The organism is Synechococcus sp. CC9311 (genome assembly GCF_000014585.1).
Classification (GTDB): Bacteria; Cyanobacteriota; Cyanobacteriia; order PCC-6307; family Cyanobiaceae; genus Synechococcus_C.
In genome coordinates, this window is record NC_008319.1 from 187,146 (window position 1) to 206,466 (window position 19,321).

Annotated in this window: 18 protein-coding genes; 6 read left to right on the forward strand and 12 right to left on the reverse strand. The window is 46.5% G+C overall.

Annotated features, from left to right (window positions below; genetic code table 11):
* Window positions 1-73 precede the first annotated feature (73 nt).
* The 11 genes from asnB to SYNC_RS15245 form a co-directional block, all read right to left on the reverse strand.
* Window positions 74-1,888, reverse strand: a complete 1,815-nt coding sequence (gene asnB, locus SYNC_RS00870; protein ID WP_011618163.1) for an asparagine synthase (glutamine-hydrolyzing) — start codon at window positions 1,886-1,888, stop codon at window positions 74-76.
* Window positions 1,888-3,405, reverse strand: a complete 1,518-nt coding sequence (locus SYNC_RS00875) for a DegT/DnrJ/EryC1/StrS family aminotransferase (RefSeq protein WP_148201796.1) — start codon at window positions 3,403-3,405, stop codon at window positions 1,888-1,890. The genes asnB and SYNC_RS00875 overlap by 1 nt, the downstream gene beginning before the upstream one ends.
* Window positions 3,405-4,433: a hypothetical protein gene (locus SYNC_RS00880; RefSeq protein ID WP_041426270.1), complete on the reverse strand. Its 1,029-nt coding sequence runs from the start codon at window positions 4,431-4,433 to the stop codon at window positions 3,405-3,407. The genes SYNC_RS00875 and SYNC_RS00880 overlap by 1 nt, the downstream gene beginning before the upstream one ends.
* 2 nt (window positions 4,434-4,435) lie before the next feature.
* Window positions 4,436-5,497, reverse strand: a complete 1,062-nt coding sequence (locus tag SYNC_RS13500) for an N-acetylneuraminate synthase family protein (protein ID WP_011618166.1) — start codon at window positions 5,495-5,497, stop codon at window positions 4,436-4,438.
* The gene (locus tag SYNC_RS00890; RefSeq protein ID WP_011618167.1) at window positions 5,494-6,246 is read right to left on the reverse strand and encodes an acylneuraminate cytidylyltransferase family protein; all 753 of its coding nucleotides are present in this window, start codon (window positions 6,244-6,246) and stop codon (window positions 5,494-5,496) included. Before SYNC_RS00890 ends, SYNC_RS13500 begins: the two co-directional genes overlap by 4 nt.
* 8 nt (window positions 6,247-6,254) lie before the next feature.
* Window positions 6,255-6,809 (reverse strand): sugar transferase, encoded by a 555-nt coding sequence (locus SYNC_RS00895; RefSeq protein ID WP_011618168.1) that lies wholly within the window; start codon window positions 6,807-6,809, stop codon window positions 6,255-6,257.
* Window positions 6,806-8,038 (reverse strand): hypothetical protein, encoded by a 1,233-nt coding sequence (locus SYNC_RS00900; protein WP_011618169.1) that lies wholly within the window; start codon window positions 8,036-8,038, stop codon window positions 6,806-6,808. The genes SYNC_RS00895 and SYNC_RS00900 overlap by 4 nt, the downstream gene beginning before the upstream one ends.
* Window positions 8,028-9,002, reverse strand: a complete 975-nt coding sequence (locus SYNC_RS00905; RefSeq protein ID WP_041426272.1) for a Gfo/Idh/MocA family protein — start codon at window positions 9,000-9,002, stop codon at window positions 8,028-8,030. The genes SYNC_RS00900 and SYNC_RS00905 overlap by 11 nt, the downstream gene beginning before the upstream one ends.
* Window positions 9,002-11,134 carry a phosphotransferase gene (locus tag SYNC_RS00910; RefSeq protein ID WP_011618171.1) on the reverse strand — a complete coding sequence of 711 codons (2,133 nt, stop codon included), beginning with the start codon at window positions 11,132-11,134 and terminating at the stop codon, window positions 9,002-9,004. Before SYNC_RS00910 ends, SYNC_RS00905 begins: the two co-directional genes overlap by 1 nt.
* Window positions 11,128-11,952 carry an SDR family oxidoreductase gene (locus SYNC_RS00915; protein ID WP_041426273.1) on the reverse strand — a complete coding sequence of 275 codons (825 nt, stop codon included), beginning with the start codon at window positions 11,950-11,952 and terminating at the stop codon, window positions 11,128-11,130. Before SYNC_RS00915 ends, SYNC_RS00910 begins: the two co-directional genes overlap by 7 nt.
* Before the next feature lie 706 nt (window positions 11,953-12,658).
* Entirely contained in the window at window positions 12,659-12,718 is a 60-nt protein-coding gene (locus SYNC_RS15245) for a hypothetical protein (RefSeq protein ID WP_148201933.1), read from the reverse strand.
* Between the two features lie 501 nt (window positions 12,719-13,219).
* Between SYNC_RS15245 and SYNC_RS14115 the strand changes: the two genes are divergently transcribed.
* From SYNC_RS14115 to SYNC_RS00930, 4 genes are all read left to right on the forward strand, one after another.
* Entirely contained in the window at window positions 13,220-13,414 is a 195-nt protein-coding gene (locus tag SYNC_RS14115) for a hypothetical protein (RefSeq protein ID WP_011618174.1), read from the forward strand.
* Window positions 13,395-13,526 carry a hypothetical protein gene (locus SYNC_RS15105; protein WP_011618175.1) on the forward strand — a complete coding sequence of 44 codons (132 nt, stop codon included), beginning with the start codon at window positions 13,395-13,397 and terminating at the stop codon, window positions 13,524-13,526. Before SYNC_RS14115 ends, SYNC_RS15105 begins: the two co-directional genes overlap by 20 nt.
* Window positions 13,527-13,886: 360 nt before the next feature.
* On the forward strand, window positions 13,887-15,833 hold the full coding sequence (locus SYNC_RS00925) for a nucleoside-diphosphate sugar epimerase/dehydratase (RefSeq protein WP_011618177.1): 1,947 nt from the start codon (window positions 13,887-13,889) through the stop codon (window positions 15,831-15,833).
* A 109-nt stretch (window positions 15,834-15,942) separates the two neighbouring features.
* Window positions 15,943-17,697 carry an SLC13 family permease gene (locus tag SYNC_RS00930; RefSeq protein ID WP_011618179.1) on the forward strand — a complete coding sequence of 585 codons (1,755 nt, stop codon included), beginning with the start codon at window positions 15,943-15,945 and terminating at the stop codon, window positions 17,695-17,697.
* Here SYNC_RS00930 and rimM read toward each other — a convergent pair.
* Window positions 17,694-18,257, reverse strand: coding sequence for a ribosome maturation factor RimM (gene rimM / locus SYNC_RS00935; protein WP_011618180.1), 564 nt, complete (start codon window positions 18,255-18,257; stop codon window positions 17,694-17,696). The genes SYNC_RS00930 and rimM overlap by 4 nt on opposite strands.
* Before the next feature lie 36 nt (window positions 18,258-18,293).
* On the opposite strand from rimM, the gene SYNC_RS00940 reads away from it, so the two are divergent.
* A complete protein-coding gene (locus tag SYNC_RS00940; RefSeq protein ID WP_011618181.1) occupies window positions 18,294-18,476 on the forward strand; it encodes an NAD(P)H dehydrogenase subunit NdhS in 183 nt (60 codons plus the stop codon).
* Window positions 18,477-18,480: 4 nt separating this feature from the next.
* On the forward strand, window positions 18,481-19,290 hold the full coding sequence (locus SYNC_RS00945) for an ion transporter (RefSeq protein WP_041426278.1): 810 nt from the start codon (window positions 18,481-18,483) through the stop codon (window positions 19,288-19,290).
* The last annotated feature ends 31 nt before the right edge of the window (window positions 19,291-19,321 follow it).

The window sequence follows — 19,321 nt, forward strand, 5'->3', positions numbered from 1 at the left end:
CCATTTTATAAGTAAAACTATTCTATTAATATAACATGCGCATCGCCTTCTCGCATTACTTTCAGGATAATGCCTATTTTGACGTGATTAGCTCTAAATTAGACATATCCTGATCAATAAACAATCTGAACCAAATCTCAAGAGAAATTAATGCTCTCAACAGCCGCGTGTAATTCTTGCGTGCACTTGTGTGGTCTTCAATTACTTCGCGTAACACGCTTTCTGCGTATAGTCCCCTAGAAAGTGACCTATTATCTAATAAAATTCTAGAGCAAAAATCGGCTAAATGCCCCCTGAACCAATCGCCAACAGGAACTGTAAACATTTGTTTTTTTCGCCACGTTAGTGTTTCACCTAGTAATTCTTCTACGGCCATCTTGTAAATATACTTTGTTTCCGTGCCCTTAAGTTTCATTTTACCAGGCAGAGAAAACGCGTACTCGACTAACCGATAGTCCAAGAATGGCGAGCGGACTTCTAACGAGTGCGCCATTGCCATTCTATCTGGTTTTACAAGATTGTTTCCTGGCAAGAGATTTACTGTATCAGCATACAGAACTTTGTTGATATGGTCATCTTGACCAAAACGTAACATTGATTCAGTGATTGGAGCGTAAGGATCGTTCTCCTCGAAACTTGCTTTTATTTCACCCTTGAACAGTCTCTTTGCCATATCTGCTTCTATTAGACCTGTAAATTGTGCATAATCGCTAAACCATCTCGGATGACTTCTATCACACTCACCACTGAAGAAACTTGCATATTTGTCATAGCCAGCGAATAATTCATCTCCGCCATCACCAGTTAAAACCATCTTTACTTCCTGAGACGCATTTTCCGAGACTTGATATGTCGGTATGAAAGAAATATCTCCATGAGGCTGGTCACAATGCCATATGAATTTTGACCATATGTCTAATGCATTCTCACTCATGATCTTGGTCGAATGGTAAGTTCCAAATCGCTTCGATGCCATTTCTGCATAACTTGTCTCGTCATATCGAGCGTCTTCAAAGCCTATAGAGAACGTCTTTGTAGGCGACTCCTTATACAGGCTCATAAGTCCAACCACACTGGAGCTGTCAAGTCCTCCAGAAAGGAACGCACCAAACGGAGCATCACTTCTAAGTCGTATGCGAACAGCATCATCCAATAAAGTAATTATTCCCGACTTTGCTTCAGCCGTCGTTATATCTTCATTTAATCCTATATCATTACAATCCCAATATCTGTTTAATTTAACACCACTTTTAGTGATCGCCGCCGAATGGCCTGGCTGAAGGTGATAGATATTCGCAAAAGCTGTTTGCGGAGGAGGAATATAGTTTAGCGCGAAGTAACTTCTTAATGCATTATAATTGGGATTGGCTTTGACTCCTGCCGCTAAAATAGCCTTAATTTCTGATCCAAACCATAAGCAACCACCGTCAATACAATAGTAAAGGGGCTTTACTCCAAGTCGGTCACGGTATAAGCGCAACACGGCTGTAGAAACTCGTGAATCATAAATAGCAATCGAAAACATTCCATTCAACCTACTAACAAAATCAGGCCCCCATATCGCGTATGCATGCAATACAACCTCAGTGTCACTATCTGACTGGAAGCAAGCGCCCTCTCCAATCAACAAATCTCTCAATTCAATATAATTGTATATTTCTCCATTTTGCACTACGACTATATCCTTGTTCTTTGAATAAAATGGCTGATTGCCATTCTTAGATAAGTCAATAATCGAAAGTCTACAATTCCCAAGTAGTGCTTCTTCATTACTCCAATAGCCCGTATTATCCGGCCCTCGGTGCAATATCGACTTAGCCATCATCACAGGTAGCTCACCTGAGAAAGCACTTGCTTCAAAAGAGAAACCACCGAAGATGCCACACATTAATTTGTCTCCTTTGTCAGAATTTGAAGGATTGCACTTATGACTCTGTCTTGAGAACGTGACGGCATATTAGAACCACTTGGCAGACATATAGATCGCATAAAATGTCGCTCTGAGTAACTTGTTTGCTCGTCATGTGGAATGTAGTCATACCCATAGCATATAGGCTGCATATGCATAGGTTTCCAGCCTGGCCTTGCGTCTATTCCCTCTGACTTTAGAATTTTCATTATTGCAAAGGGGTGGAGATTCTCTGACCTTGGCTCAATCTCTATTGCAGTTATCCATCTATTGCCTAATGTGTCTGGAACTTCTTGTTGAAAACTAATTCCTGGAACTCTCGTTAAACTCTGCACGTAACGTGAAAATATATTTCTCCTTGCCTTGACCCTATCCTTAAGCACCTCTAGTTGACCCACTCCCAGTGCTGCCAGTACGTTTGACATTCTATAATTATAGGCAATTGAACTATGCTGGTAATGTAAACAATTATCACGCCCCTGCGTTGCAAGATATCTAATTTTACTCGCTATCTTGGGGCAATTAGTAACAACAGCACCTCCAGAGGATGTTGTTATTATCTTATTCCCATTAAACGAATATACACTTATTAGTCCATGACAACCACTAGCCTCTCCATTTACTGTTGCTCCTAGACTCTCTGCAGCATCTTCGATTATCGGAACATCGTAAGCATTTGCAATCTTGCATATTTCCAATATATTCGCTGGCTGTCCATACAGATGTACAACAATAATTGCTCCAGGGAGCCTGTTTCTATCTTTATCTAGCTTCAATTGGCGCTCTAGCGCTTTTGTTGACATATTCCATGTCCCAGGCTCACAGTCTATGAATACCGGTTCGTGCTTCTCAATCAATATTGGCTGTACGCTTCCTATAAAAGTAAGGTCAGAAACATAAATTCTCTTATCTTGCTTAATCATAAGTGCTCTAATGGCTAGATGCAATCCGGCTGTGCCAGAAGCCACCGCAATTGCATGGCTCCTATCGCAAATAGCTGATAGATCTTGTTCAAATCTATTTAAATATGGTCCTATCGGTGCAATCCAGTTAGAGTCAATTGCATCCTGAACATAGTTTGTTTCACTTTCGCCAAGATGAGGCGACGAAAGAAGAATGCTGCCCTCTAAGTCCTTTTTATTAATTAGGAAAACAGGTAAATCTTTAGAGTCTACTTGAATAATTGTATTGACGCTATTATTATTCATTGCGGCGACAACTTCAGATTCGTCTGAATCCTCTTGACAAACTACCGGATTGCGAGTTGGTAATTTTGATACACTATCATCCAAACTCATTCCTGAGATCAATGCACGCCTGATATCCCCGTCTGAGACTGTCCTCACTATCTGACCGTGCTCACCAATCACAACTATCAGCTTGACCTTGCTCGCTTCTAGTTTTACTAGTGCAGCTCTTAAGCTATCAAATTCTTGGCAAGTATTGGTAGTGTTTATTTTTTGCTTTATCACACTACCTCTTACAGACCATCTCATTATACACTTGTGCAATCATCTCTGGTGTAAGTTGCCTTGCACGATTTAACGGACTTTCTGATGTACCCTCTGTTAAATTCACCCAGCTCAATAAGGTGCACTCCTCTAACCATCCATAGGATTGGGAACAATATCGAGACTATGCCAAGCCCTTCAAACAAAAGCCCAGGTGCTAGGCAGGACAAGATTCTAAAATAAGTCTTAAGCTCTTTATTACGAGAGTTGCCAAGGCGCACTAAACTGATTATTAATAATAAGGCTATTGCTAGTGATAAATATCCTCTCAGACTGCCCTTTGCTAAACCAATAACAAGAGTGCTTCTTGTAATTGCACTCTGAATACCATCCGAGCCGTACTCAGACGTGTAACCGTCCAAGCCACCCACGAAACCTTGAATCTTTACAAGAGTTACTAGTAATGTTATTCCCAGAAAAGCAATTAATGGCACTATTGCAACTGGATTATTCCTTAGAAGGCAGCTAATTTTCTTACGGTAAATGAGGATCAATAACGAGCTCTGCACCATAACTGCCGTGCTTAAAAGAGACAAGGTTACCCCAAATAATAAAAACAATATATTGCCTTTGCTTGTTATCGCTATTACTACATAACCAATAGCAAGAGCAGCAAGAAACGATCGATAACTTATTAGGAATGGAAGTACTAGAGGTGCCAAATAAATTATGTCATTTGACCTCTTGTAGTATCTCATTACCACGGGTAAGCTTATAAGAATTAGTAGTACATATTCAAGCCCCTGACCATGTCCCAGACTGCCAAGATATGAAAATGGAATAAATATGGCAACTCTTACCAAATGAGTAACAAAGATAGGATTCTCTAGTGCCCTTGTAACTGCACCACCGCTTTGAATAAACTCAAATGTTTGCTTTATTTGTATAAAAGCTCCATCTTGCAGGTTTATTTCGTTAAGGTCAAAATATCCTGATCTAATTCTGGTCGCATTAATGAATGCTAATGCAATCAACAATATGATTGCCCACGCTTTAAATTTTTTGACTCTCATCCCTATTCATACTCAACATCGTTATTGCAAATGGGCATTCCAGCCTGAACATTTCGTTTCAAAATTTTTCCTTGTACTCTAGCCCATTCGTTAGCTGGTATCCCTATTGGTGGGAATGAGAACGATACATTCTCTAAATTCATTCTCGTGCCTGCTATTAATCCCTGTTTGGCACGTAAGCTCATCCTACCATTATTAGGCATTACCTCGTTATCGATCCTTGAGTACGGGTCGCCAAGTGCAATATTTACTCTGTTTATGTTTTCTACAAGCTGCATCAGTTGCCCCTCTTTTACCGCGTGAAAAACATCTTGGTCATCAGCCTCATTATCCCGACATAAGCCAAACTCAATTACTTTAGCCCCGATCGCAACGCTAGCTATGATCATTAGTAAGTCATCAGAGTGGTGAGACAATCCTGCATGTTCACCTAGTAGGTTCGATAGATAGTTCATAAAGCTTAGATCCTGTCTCTCTATTGGTGCTGGTGGAGCGGCAGGACTATGCTCAAAAATCAGTTTCACATCTTGATTGGCTGAATAAGCAGCATGTCTTGCCTCAAATATCTCGCATAGTGTTGATTTTCCTGTATCAATTAAAAGCGGCAACCCAGTTCTAGCGCTCTTCTCTATTAGCGGAAGAAAGTTAATATTTGACGAGGCTATTTTTATCGCAATAGCACCCTCGCTTACCGCAAAGTCAACAGACTCAAGCGTATAGACTGATACTATAAAATTTAAACCATAAGACTTGATTAAATTAAACAGTTCACGATGCTGATCTAATGTCATTACCTTCTTCTGTATTAGGGATCTATAATTGACAGACTTATAGCTTCCGTCTCTACACAAGTAACGCTCCTCAGCTGGTGTGTCAAATACAACCATTGGGTCTTCTAATATTGCCGTCTTAATTGTCCGTAAGCCTGACTTTGATACACTCTCTATTAAGCCACGCGCTATTTCTAGGTCTCCGTTAAAAAACATATCTATATCCGGTAGAATAATTGGAAGATGTCCTTCACCAAGGACCTGAGTTCCAATGCAGATGTCTCTTAGGCTCATTCGCGGTCCTTCTCTCCTTGTAGTTTAATCTGCATTGGCCTTACAAATCGATTTGGCATCTTTAATATCAAAAATTCTACAAATTCAAGATCAATTGGTCCGTCAATATCAAATCGTGTATATTCTGCCATTATAAATGCTAGTGTCTTTTTGGTAAATGTTCGTGGGTGCTCCATAAAACTATCTCGCTTCCATGCATATATCGCAGCATTTAAAGCAAAGCACATCTTTGTTGAACCAGTGTGCTCATTTACTTCCTCAGGGCTTAACATTGGCATTAAAAATCCTTGTTGGTCGACATAAAACAAATTTGAGAACGGCGTCACCTTTGATTCTGTTACAGATACCAGGCTTTCAGCAAACTTATCTTTCTCTAAAGCTTTGACTGCAGCAATGACATCTGCTGCTGCTCTCAATGGAGCAGTGACATCGAGATCAACTATAGTATCGTACTGTATACCCTCACATTGTTCGCACTTAAGTACAGCATCATAAATTGCTCTAGTCTTTGATATTGCAGAATTGGATAACTCAGCATTTCTATATACGCACGCTATGTTTCCATATCTGCTTGCTATTTCCAAATACTCACGACTATCGCTTGTTACTACGATTTTTCTGAATAACTTAGACTCGTGAGCAGCTGCTATTGCATAAGCGATGAGAGGATGACCATTCAGCGGCGCAATATTTTTATTTGCTAATCGTTTTGAGCCGGCTCGTGCACAAATTGTACAAATCCTTTTCATATGACAGATCAATGTGCCAATTTCGTTAAGACACTATACACCGTTATCATCAGTATTTTTAGGTAGAGAGTAAACGAGCGCTTCTCTACCCACTCACAATCATTCTTTAGTCTAATTTCATGAGTAGCACCAGATCGACCTCGAATCTGAGCTAATCCTGTAATGCCTGGCTGAACACTATGCCTGAAAATAAATTCCCTTTCAGTATACATTTCTTTCTGGGTAGGTACGTCAGGCCTTGGCCCAACAAAACTCATATCGCCTCTAATTACGTTGATCAGTTGGGGCAGCTCGTCAATACTCGTCGCTCTCAGAAACCCACCAACTCTTGTTATTCTCTTATCACCTTTTTTTGTGGCAAAGTTGCCATCTTTCGATGCATTAACATACATTGTCCTTAACTTATAAATTATAAATTCTTTTCCGTATTTCCCAATTCTGACTTGACTGAATACTGGCCACCCTCTTGATTCTACTGATATTAAGAATGTAGCCACAGCTAAAAGTGGAATCGCCACCATGAGTAAAATTAGGCTGAGAACCAGATCTGCAATCCTTATCATTGAAAATTCACCGCTATTAGTTCCACAATTGACCTAACAGGGCTCTCGGTTATCGATTCATTTCTTAATGGTTTTGGTAAGCAATCATTAGCAATGCAATACCACATATGATCCAATTCATTTTCCGCGTTGATAGTCATGCTATTGCCTATCATTTTAAAATCTACATCACTAGAAAACATAGAGAACATTCCCTGAACAACTGGTTTACCAAGCAGAATAGCTTGATATCCAACTGAAGACGAACAGGTAAAAACTCCATCAACACTATAGAGTAAGTCTGATAGATCCTCATGCTGGTCACTAAATGATAGCCCTTCAATCTCATCCTCCACGATTATTTCTTGATTGGGATGATAGCGAATACATAGCTTTACGGACTCCGCACACCTTTTCATTGAATCTATCAACATTTTGTTTAGCCTCCGTGGCAACTGAGGATCACCAGCCTTACCTGTAAAAGGATGTTCATCTGGTTCGTTTTGTTGAGCAAAGAGTAAGACTCTGTCGTTTGGACCCCAACCCTTGCGCTTTCTTAGCTTCTCTATTTCATTCTTTCTTCGTGGTTTCAATAGTTGTTCAAACTGAGGGTTTCCTGTGATTCTGATCTCTTCTTTTGGTCTTCCTGCTTCTAACATTTTGTTGTAACTGTATTTACTGTCCACGCATACATAATCAGTGAAGGACTCTTTCCCTACCCACTCTATCTCATGTTTAGCTAGTGATGACCATATAACAATTGAAGGTATCCCTAGCCTCCTGGCAGCATCCAAAAATGCTTTTTCAGATCTTGGAGCGTTAGTCGATATGACCATGTCAACCATCAGCTCTTCTAACGCTATAAGTGCGGTATTTATTGGGAAGAAGCAGCTTCGCCCCCTCTGTCTGTACATCGAAGCTGCATCTACTTTTCCATATTGCTTTACTAAATCGTAATAGTTCTTCCCTAGATAAGCGATACTCTCCTCCTCGCTCACACTATAACCAAAGTTTCCTTTCTCAACTAATCTTTTACCGGCGTCTAACTCTTCAATTGTCATAACTCCCAAATCTTTGTATCCAATAGTCTCGACACCTGACGCCAATGACTCCCTATAACCTGTCGTTAGTGCCAAAACCACCGGATTAATATTCCAGTTCTTATTCTCATCTAGATATTTCGCAATGGGCAAAACTGATCTAATGTGAGCGGCTCCATAAGCGACAAATAAAACCTTTTTACTTTTCATGCATCCCCAGCTCCCGGTCCAAATCTTCTATGCATTTTATATTCAATTGGCCATCGATATATCTCGCGCACTCCCCTCCACCTTCTTGTATTATATCTCTATGCATTTTCCTGTATGTATCGTCAAAATCCTCGCAGGGACATTCGATTAATTCTGTTCCATTGCTACTACTCTTTATAATTTTACCAGACATAAGATCCGTAACCAGAGTTTCATTGTTACTAATTAGTGAAAAACCTCTCGTTTCAAAATGCTGCGTGTATGACAGGCCAATTGATACAAGTCCTGCCTGCTTACAGCTTCCAACGATATAAATAGTATCCTCAACCTCACACTCGAGATTAGACAAGTGACCACCATATATATTCAGTTTATGTGGAGTTCCACAAAGCCACTGCATCAGATCAAGCTCATGTGACAAATCTCTTAGAACTCCACCTCCGGTAGACCATCGTGCTGAGCTACTTTTTCTATAGTCAATGTCGCGCCAATGCGGCAGGTAACTGTGGCTAAAAAATTCTGCTCTCGTAAATTTTTTGTCCTGTTGTTTGCATAATTCCTTCGACTTCTTCACCACGGGTAAATATCTTAGATTAAAGCCAATAAACACTCTCTCTTTATCCTCTATCGTCAACCCCAAGTCAACCAGCTGCTTAGACTCAGCGGCAAGTGGCTTTTCAACCATTATCCTTGCTCGCTTGTTTAATCTGAGCGCATTGAGCATACACTCAATATGTCTCGATGTTTCAACTGCTATTACTATATATCTTATTTCTTTCATATTTACATCCCCTATTGACTCAAAATAAGTGTATGCACTGTCCCGTTCTACCTCCCTGCATGATCTTGTTACCACGCTAACCCTTGCGCCTACCTCCTTGAGCAATCGTGCGTGTTTCCTTCCGATCGATCCAAACCCGACTACAAGGGCACCTATTTCCATTAATTCATGAGTTTGTGCCATTAATTAGTAAAATCTACTGACAAGTCTCTCAAGATTTTTTTCTCATCTATCATATGCTTAGTAAGCTTGCAGAACTTTGTCCATTCATACTCTGGCCAATCTAAACCATATAGTCTAGATTGAGATAATATACCAAAGGACCTGGCAATTGCGTATGCTCTGCCATCGTTGAGCGCTTCAACTCTTGGTAATCTCCATTCAACTACTTTGAAGTATTCACTAAGTAATACCCTGCATCTTTTTATGCTGTTTCTACCGGATAACATGCACAATCTCTCAATAACAATAGCCAGATCTACATAAAATGGAAGCCAACTCGACGTGGCCTCCTCAAAATCTATAAATATTATACCTCCTTGCCTTGTACATAAGATGTTGCCCTTATTCAAATCCCCATGAATAAATTGCTTATTCGTTTCTCTGCTTACTCTGTTGGCGCGTTTGCTGATTTCTTCTTTGATTTTCTTTGACAACGTACTGCACTTTTTTTCTAGCAAGTCAGTTTTAGCAACTTCGTGCCAGGCATCAACAATCCATCTTTGTCTCTCGATTGCTAACTCCCGCTTGAAAACTAAGGTTTTCATTCTCTTATGAAGCAAACCAAGTGCGCTGCCGATTTTTTTGAGATTATCCTCGTCTTCGCAATCTATTTCTGTGCTGTCAATCCACTGCGTCACTGCCATATATTTGTTTTTTGTCTCTATGTATACGGGATCCTTTGTCAATACCGTTTCAACCTGTGCACATCCTTCCCCTATCTCTTGAACCATTAATAGTGCATTTTTAGTTTGCTCAACCTCTCTGGTATCTATTAGTTTTATGAATATATTGCCCGACTCTTTTGTGTTGCCTCTTATGTACACAGTCTCGGATTCATCATGCAATGTGCTTAGTCTTCTGATTTCACTATTGGCTTCTCCCAGCCCGCATTTTCTTAGTGCCTCCCTTATTTCTTCCGCCCAACTGTGACTTGACCCTAATTGCCTTCGGCTTGTATCAAGCTGGCTGTCTGCCGCATAATTCTTTGGCAAGAATAATCTTTTTTTGTAATCCCTAACTATCGTCTTGTAGATCTCTTCTGTCTTTGGCTCGCTAAATTCAATCGTCTTATTACCCCATATCTCCGTCTTGAAATCTCCTAAGGTTAGCTCTCTGTCTATAACCTCCGCAAACCAGCTATCTTTGACTAGTTCGCTTATTGACTGGCCATTTTCGACATACGACGCCCTGACATCCTTCTCTCCAATTGCATAGATTAGTCTGGGTAACTTTCTCTTTGCTGCCATATTTATCATAGCCGCTTCCTTTAGTCCGGTCGAAAAGCAGGTTACTATATATTTGTATTCAAGCACTAGTTCTAGTAGGCCTCTGCTTGTTACTTTTACTAATCCACTTGCAATTGCCTGTTCCTTTCCTTCAAGAGGATGGCTTACGTAGTCTATTCCATCCTTCCCTAAGTCTGCCACCACACTATGGAGTTTTTCTAGGGTTTTTCTATAACCTTGTAGTTGCCATAGTGGTTGACCTATAAACAATACTCTGTTTGTCGTAATTTCATTCTGTCCAACTTTCTTTAACAGTCTCTCGGCTTTGTACTTCATCTCTTTCATTTTTAATTCTCCTACACAAATCGATCTGTGTACGCCCTTTTCAGTCATTTCTTTTTCCTTTCCCGCAATCTGTACGAAGTAAGTCGGTGATGGACCTGCTATGCCATCCACAACCCAACCAGGCGTATCCTGAAGCGTGTAGCGGATTTTTCTTTGTCTAGAACCAATTAACTGCAATGTCTCATCTACTCCCATATCCAAACCGCTTAGCCCTGTTATTACAGCATCTATTTGTGCGTCCCCAATCGTCTCGAGGACCCATTTCATGTACTCCTGTTTCTTGTCAGATTCGTGCTTAGTGTATCTCGCATTGGTTGAAATTGCTGCTCTTATATTATTTAACTTGCAAACATTCTCCAATATTCTCCACGCCGGTTCTTCGACCATTACCACCTCTATTTCTATGTCTCGTTTCTTTGCTAAGTAGCCAATAGTTTCCTTTATCAATGCTGCTCCACCAGGGGAGGAGCATGCTAGTGCTAGCTTGGCAATTTTTCGCTTACTATTCTCTTGTTTCACCATGCACCTAGTCCACCATCAACAAGCAGGCATTGACCTGTCATGTATGAGGCTTCATCACTGGCAAGGTAAAGCAGTGCGCCTGTTATCTCTGTGTCTCTTCCCATTCTCCCCATAGGTACTCTTGCGCTGTACCTATCTACAAATTCATCATTCTGTCCGCTAAAGATGCCTCCTGGTGCAATTGCATTCGACCGTATCTTTTTGTCTGCATATTCAACTGCTATCCATCTCATTAATCCCAGGACACCTGCTTTCGCTGTGCTGTAAGCGACTGGTGTATTGATTGCATTTCCTTCATACAATGCATTTTTGTAAATTCTCTTGTCATGACCCATGACTCCCATGACAGAGCTCATCTGTATCAATGATCCTCCTGATCCGTCTTTTTTCTTCAGAAAACTTTTCACGGCTTCACGCGCAACTAAAAAGCATGCATCTAGGTTCACCGAATTTTGCCTCCGCCATTCTTCCAATGAAAAATCAGTCAGATTGGCAAAAAACTCTTTTGGGTTCTTTATGGGTGCTGTAGCATTGTTTATAACAACATCTACTCCTCCAAAGTCTTTCTCGACCTTTGCGAATGCCCTGACAACCTCTTCTTCATTTCCACAGTCACAGCTTATAGCTAAGATATTCTCCTTTTTGTGACGAGCTGTCATCTGCTCATGGATCTCCTTAAGTCTTTCAGAGTTGACTTCTGCTAGCACTATTTTGCCGCCTTCAGATAGTACTGCGTCGGCAAAACGCGACCCAAGAATGCCGCCAGCACCTGTAACAAGTACCCTCTTGTCAGCCAACCTCATGCCGCCTCTGCTCATATCTCATTACTCTATTGCATGAGACGAAATTTCCGCTTGGTAAGCCAACCACTTCTTAATTAAAACCCCGAATACAATCTTCGGACTCGCTTGATGCGTTTCCGTTTATCAAAGTTCTTCTAATTTCCTTCACTTCGTTGTCTTATTCAGTGTTTACCTTGCTTCCTTACTCGCTCCAAACAAGTGTATTTCAGTCAATTAGATGACTGCTATCCCGCCAGTTGTGGCAGCAGCTCAGAGGTTAAACCTACCTTTTGTACATCTTGATTTCCATGCAACGATAGGATGGTCTTCTGAAAGTTAACTTAGATTCCTCTCATCAGATAGATCGGATATTAAGTTTATTTTAATTTATCCGTATTTGCTGAAGATGTAGTAGGAGCAGGGTAATCCTTTGGTAACAATGTACAGGAGGTCCAGGTCAGGGTTGGTGTGGTTTAGTTCATCTTGAAGGCTTTTCGGGTACGGGATTCTTTCCATCTTTTAGTTCCTCAGCAACTAACATTTAGCATATGAGCCAGGACGCTCAAGAAGGGCTCTGTAGGAATCCAAGCCCGCAAACTCCGAGCCCCCGTACCGTAAAGATTGGCTAGTTGCGTGGAGTGGTTCTTGTTTGGACTTGGGTCATGAATTATTTCAGGGGCTATTCGAGAGAGGCTTTTCCTTTGAATTGCTTACCGACCATTTGGGACTTGGTGTTTTGACTTTAGAAGTACTTATTCGGGCGAGGTGTACTGAAAACGTCGCATGCAAGGCTGTTTGACACTAATAGAAATTACACAGGAAGTTCAACGGCAGGGTGATTGCTTGGACCTTTCTTTGCGGGATGCTTTTAATGATTTCGAATCACGGTCGTTCACTCGTAGAGTCCGCAGCCATGGTCTAGAAGCTTTCAGCTTGGCTTATTACAACTGCGAGAACAATTTCGGAATAATGCTTTGTGTCGGCTTGCCCGGTTTTATTTTCCCGCGTGCTTGACCTCAAATCCAAGTTAAGGGCTGGTTTTCAACATTGTTCAGCTTCCCAATTAACACCTGTCTGTCGAAATCTCAAACCCTTTAGTTCCCTTCACTCCTTCGTCTCTCTGCCTTTCGCGGTCCTTCTGTTTTCGGCTCTCGGTAGTGGCCTGGACCTTTGGATTCCGATCCCGCAGCTGCACTGTCAGTTGTTGGATCAACCAAACGCCCGCTGCTGCTGCTGCCCCCCCCCCCCCCCCCCCGCGGAGGTGAGGTGGACTTTTCGCACGTGACCGCGCTGGCCTTTCGCGTTGCTCTGGGGCGTTCCTGCTGGCGTTTCCTTCAGCGGGTTGACGTTGCTTCCGCTTCTGACCGTTGTGGGGTTTCTTGATGATCGCAACAAGCTCTCTGCTGGCCTCCGTTACGGCGATCAACTGGCTACGGCGCTTTTTGTGTTTTTGGTTAGACCGCTGATGCTTCCCTTGCTTGCGCCGCCCTTGCTTTGATCGCCAGGGAATCATCCAGGCTTACGTGGGTTTCGTGGTTGCCTTGATCGCTCAGCTCAGCTCTTATGACCACATCTCCATCCCAGCAGGCATCAACCTGCAGCTTCAGTAGCAATGGGCGTGTGGTTCCTAGTTGCCTCGATCGCGCTTATTCTTACAGACGCTTAACTGGCAACACGATCCCAGCATTCAGAAACATACCAACCCCTCAAAGTGGCGAGTGAAGCAGCTGAGGAGCAATACCGACCAGCTCAAGCGATAAAACGCACGGCTCTGCGAGTTCAACAGCAAGCCCTAGTAGGTTTCCCCTAAGCGTTTTGGAGATGATCGTAGTAATCGTGTTGAGTTCTTCCACCAATTCGATCGCAACGAAGCCAACGTTCAGCGAGTCTGAGACGTGATCTCAGCCCATAGCCCATGGTGGATGGTTTGATCTGAAAGTTGCAGTCCCGTTAGCTGTTGCCTCCCTTAATTGAAATTTGCTGAGTTGTCGCGTATCTATCCCGTTCCTGTCGTCAATCAGGTGGTTCGCTTTCCGCCCAGGGCCCGCCGCTTCTTGTTGATGGGCATCGATGCTCTGTTGTTGCCCCTGGCCGTCTGGCTCAGCTTCTGGTTGCGCCTGGCACATCCGTTCCACCCAGTCTTCATGGCCGCTGGCAGTTGGTTGTTGATGGCTGTGCTCCTTGTTGGCCTTCCGTTGTATGCATTCACGGGGCAATACAAGGGCCTAACCCGCTATGTCGGTAGTGCTGACCTCTATCGCCTGGCCGGGCGCAATGGTCTCCTGGTGCTTTTGCTAGCTGGTCTTGGTTTGATGCTAGGGCTGCCGATGCCGCCCCGCAGCAGCTGGATTCTGTTGTGGTTGCTGCTTACCGGTTTCACAGGGGCCGTGCGCTTTGCGCTGCGGGATCTGTTGCTGAATTTGCGCTCTATTCATCACAAACAGCAGTTGCGCGTCGCCATCTATGGCGCTGGTGCAGCCGGAGCCCAGTTGGCGGCTGCCCTGCGTTTGGCGGGCAACCACAGGATCATCACTTTCCTCGACGACAACCCGAATTACTGGAGTCGATCCATCAACGGTGTTGGTATCCAACCTCCCCAGGTGTTGAAGGATCTGGAGGACTCCGTTGATCAGGTGCTGCTGGCGATCCCCTCCTTGCCCCGCAGCGAACGTCGTCGCATCGTCGACGACCTCCAGCGACGTGGCATCGGTGTGTTGCAGGTGCCTTCGGTGGATGACCTCACCTCCGGTCACGCCCGCATCGATGCTTTGCGGCCAATCGCGATTGAAGATCTGCTCGGTCGCGATGAGGTGCCGGCCGATCCCCATCTGCTTGGGCCAGGCATTCGTGATGCTGTGGTTTGCGTTACAGGAGCAGGCGGCTCGATTGGCTCGGAGCTCTGCCGTCAGATCCTGGCCTTATCTCCGGCGCGGTTGGTGCTTCTGGAGAGCAGCGAGCCGGCGCTGTATGCGATTGAGCAGGAGCTCTGTTCGCTGGTGCCGGGAAGAACCGAGCTCAAGGCAGTGCTGGGCAGTGCCACCGACACGCAGCTGCACCGTTTGTTTGAAGATCAGTCCGTCGAGCTGGTCTTTCACGCTGCGGCCTACAAACACGTTCCACTGGTGGAGGCCAATCCATTGGCGGGCCTGTCCAACAACGTGGGTTCCACTGTTCAGGTGTGTCGCGCTGCCATGGCCGTTGGCGTCCACCAGGTGGTTTTGATCTCCACCGACAAAGCCGTTCGCCCTACCAACGTGATGGGTTCGTCCAAACGGCTGGCCGAATTGGTCGTTCAGGCCCATGCCACCGAGGGAAGCAGCACTCGTTTTTCAATGGTGCGCTTCGGCAACGTGCTCGGCTCATCGGGATCGGTGGTGCCTTTGTTTCGCCGCCAGATCGCTGCCGGTGGGCCGATCACACTCACCCACCCGGAGATCATTCGCTATTTCATGACCATCCCCGAGGCTGCCACGTTGGTGCTGCAGTCTTCGGTTCTCGCCCAAGGTGGAGATGTGTTCCTGCTCGACATGGGCGAACCGGTGCGGATCAAAGCCCTGGCTGAGCAGATGGTGCGCCTGAGTGGGTTGTCACTGCGCGATGCCGGCCATCCAGATGGGGACATCGAGATCATTTGCACCGGCTTGCGACCCGGCGAGAAGCTCTACGAAGAGCTGTTGATTGATGCTGAATCTCAGCCCACAGCCCATCCCTTGATTTATCGGGCAGAGGAACGTTCGATACCTCCCCATGTGCTTTGGCCTCAATTGGATGCCTTGGAGGCAGCTATTGCGGCGCAGGATGTAGAGGGCGCGCTGGCCTTGCTGGCGCAGCTGGTGCCCGAGTGGCAGCGGGGCGATGGTGTGAATGGGGCTGGTGCTGCGGTAGCTGCTGCAGTGGAGAACGATTTATTGGCTTAGTTGAGGGCTGTCGTTGCCTTGATGCATGCTTTGCTCTAGTTGCCCTTTCTTAAAGCGCAATGTCCGACGCTGAGGACGTGTTTGTGTTGCCGATCCAAGTGAGGCCGTCTTGAGCGCCCTGGTCACATTGCTGCTGTTGGGGGCGGCGATTGCCTGTTTCATTGGCGGTTGGCTAGCGCCTGAGCTGGTGGCCCTATTGGCCGCAGGCCTGCTCATGGCCACAGGGGTGCTCACGCCCAATGAGGCCTTGGCTGGCTTTGGTAGCCCTGCCTTGATCACCCTGGTGGGTTTGTTTGTGCTCTCCAATGGCTTGCTGCACAGCGGTGCCTTGGATCGCTTGCGTGAACTGCTGGCATCGCCGCGGATTCGGAATCCCAGCCAGTTGATGCTGGTGTTTGGCTTTGTGGTGGCGCCGATTTCCGGCTTCATCCCCAACACCCCGATCGTGGCGATCTTGCTGCCGGTGGTGCAGGGCTGGTGTCAGCGCCGTGGCATCAGCCCGTCGCGGGTGTTGATGCCGCTGTCGTTTGCCACCCTGATCGGCGGCACGATCACCCTGATTGGCACCTCCACCAGCTTGCTCGCCAGTGACCTAGTCACCCGGCTGGGCTATGGCTCCTTTGAGCTGTTTTCATTTACGGCCATCGGTATTCCCGTGTGGCTGATCGGTGCCTGCTATCTGGTTCTTGCTGGCCGTTGTTTGCCCGATCGCGGTGACCAAAACGACGACAACCTTCAGGCCTTAAGCCGTGATGGCTATCTCACGGAGGTGGTGATTCCGCAGCGCTCTCCGCTCTGTGAGGTCACCCTGCATGAGAGCCGCTTGCAGCGCCGTTTTGATGTTGATGTGCTCGATGTGCACCGCGACGGCCAACGCTTGCAGCCGCCCCTTGCTCAATTGCGTTTGCAGGCGTCTGATCGCTTGTTGTTGCGCTGCAGCCGTCAGGAGCTGTTGCGCTTACAGCAAGACCGGATGGTGGATTTAGCCGGCACTCTTCTCGCCGAAGAATTGCCCCACATCCGCCATGCTGAAGTGCTCGTGCCTGCGGGTTCTTTGCTGGCCGGTGCCACGTTGCGCGAGCTGCGCTTTCGTCAGCGATTTAATGCCACGGTGCTTGCTGTGAACAGGGCCAACAGCACCCTGCGCGATCGCTTGGGACGGGTGGTGCTGAGAGAGGGAGACATGCTGCTGCTGCAGGCTCCACTCGATGCTCTGCGCGGTCTGCAGCAAGCCAGCGATCTGGTGGTGCTCGACCAGCTCGACGACGATCTGCCCTCCACTCACCGCAAGGGATTGGCGATCAGCGTGATGCTGGTCGTGCTGCTGCTGGCTGGCTTCAAAGTGATGCCCCTGGTAGCAGCGGTGCTCGTGGGTGTGGGGGTGTTGGTGATCGGCAATTGCCTCGATGCCGGAACGGCTCTGCGTTCGATTCGTTGGGATCTCTATTTGCTGCTGGGTGGCCTGTACAGCTTCAGTGTGGCGCTGCAGAAAACGGGGCTGGCCGATCAGGCGGCCTCAAGCTTGCTCACGTTGCTGCAACACAGCTCCGCCTATGGGGCCTTACTGGTGATTTATGCAATCACCCTGGTGGCAACCGAACTGCTCAGCAATGCGGCTGCCGTTGCACTGGTTTTACCCATTGCCGCTGCCGTGGCCACGGGCTTGGGGCAGCCGCCGATGATGTTTGCCACCGCCGTGGTATTCGCGGCCAGCCAGAGCTTTCTCTCGCCGATTGGCTATCAAACCAACCTGATGGTGTATGCCCCTGGCCGCTATCGCTTCTTGGATTTTTTCCGCTTTGGCTGGCCGCTCTCGCTTGCCTACACCCTGATGGTGCCGCTGCTGTTGCTTTGGTTCTTTTAAAGCTCCAGCAACCCCGGTGGTGGGGTGAGCAGCAACCAGCCTTCCTCCAACTGCACGTCTGGAACGATTGCCTCCACGAAGGGAACCAATACCGTTTTGCCGCTGTTGAGCTTGATCTCCAGCAGGTCATTACCGCCGCTGATCAGGTTGCTCACCGTGCCGATCGGTTCATCACTGCCGGCCAAGCGTGCCTCTAATCCCACCAGGTCGAGTAGATGAAATTCCCCTTCGGCGAGCTCGGGCCTGTCTTTGGCAGGCACCAGCACTGTGCAGCCCACGAGTGCTTCTGCACTGGCGCGGTTGTTCACGCCTTTTAAACGCACCACATAGAGGCTTTTGCCTGGCAGCTGTCGCCCCTCGAGTAGCTCCACCTCTTTTGGAGCTGATCCCTTGGCTTGCAGCCAACGAGTCCCTGGTTCGGTGAAGCGTTCGGGAAAATCACTGGCCGGGTTGAGGCGCAGTTCCCCCTTTAATCCTTGAGCGCCAACGAGCGTTCCCACCGGTAGCCAATCGTTGGTGCTGTTCGGATCAGCTGTACTGGGTGACGGAGTGGAAGTCATCATTCGATAATGGCCTTACGACTGTCCGTTTCTGTCATGGCCTCCGCCGCTCCGATCCTGCCTGGTGCCACGGTCACCGTGGTTGATACCCGTTCGATCTATGCCGGCTACACGGGATTTGTTCAGCGCATCAGTGGTGATCGCGCAGCCGTGTTGTTTGAGGGCGGCAATTGGGACAAGCTCGTAACGATGCGCCTCAGCGATCTCAGTGCCGCCTGATGCGATGAATCTGCGTCTGCGCTTTCGGCGCGTTGTTCTTGATGCCGATACTCGGGCTGGCCGCATCTACAACCTGGTCATTTTTGGCACGATTCTTGCCAGTGTTGCTGGGCTCTTAGTAGAACCCACGCCTACCTGGATCGCTGCCTCTGATCAAGCACCCGATTGGACGAATGTCCTGGAGAGAATCTGCTTAGGAGTCTTTATCGCAGACTTCCTTTTGCATTTGTGGGTCACGCCTAAGCCGTCTAATTATCTGTTTAGTTTTTACGGCTTAATTGATTTTTCAGCCGTTCTGTTTTTTTTTATTCCCCAGATCAGCAGCGGTCTCATCCTTTGGATTTTTAAATTCGGGCGAGTCCTGCGTGTGTTCAAACTGCTGCGCTTTCTCGACGAAGCTCAGTTGCTCGGCAATGCCTTAAAGGCCAGTGCACGCCGCATCGGCGTGTTTTTGTTTTTTGTGGTGATGGCCCAAGTGGTGCTGGGTTATCTCATGGTTTTGGTGGAAAGCAGCCATCCACAAACTCAGTTCCAGACCGTTGGGCAAGGGGTGTATTGGGCCATCGTCACCATGACCACCGTTGGCTATGGAGACATCGTTCCCCAGACAGTGCTCGGACAATTGCTCGCTGCCGGCGTGATGCTGCTGGGCTTTGGAATCATTGCCATCCCCACGGGGATTATCACCGTGGAGACCATGGAGCAAGTGCGTCGCGGTGGCCGTAGCTGCACGAGTTGTGGTGCCTCAGCTCATCACAAAAAAGCGCTGCGTTGTGATCAGTGTGGATCGATCTTGCCGCCCCTATCGGCATGAGGCGAGATGGACTCTCCTGCTGAGGAAACGA